Here is a 237-nt window from a genome sequence, read left to right as displayed (position 1 = left end):
GCTCCGATGCTGTTGACACCGGGGAACTGGACCAGGGCCGTGACCTGGTAGGGCCCGGGCGCCAGCGTGTTGGCCGGCAGAGTCGCATCGGTGTCGGAGCCGCTGTGCACCACCTGCGGAGGCGTCGGCAGCGATCCGGTGGTCAACGGGCGGACGTCGGTCCGCGTGACGTCCCTGGTGCCCGCGAGCGCGGCGCTGGCGTAGGTCACCCGGAACAGCACCGTGGGCGCCAGGGCC

The 237-nt window shown here is 73.0% G+C and carries 1 protein-coding gene; it reads right to left on the bottom strand.

The genetic code is table 11. The annotated features are described in order from the left end of the window. A partial coding sequence (locus KVT45_RS55670) for a hypothetical protein (RefSeq protein WP_217562778.1) occupies window positions 1-237 on the bottom strand: 237 nt, incomplete at both ends.

This window comes from Streptomyces sp. GbtcB6 (genome assembly GCF_019091475.1).
Classification (GTDB): Bacteria; Actinomycetota; Actinomycetes; order Streptomycetales; family Streptomycetaceae; genus Streptomyces; species Streptomyces hyaluromycini.
This window is presented reverse-complemented; position numbering and strand designations above follow the sequence as displayed.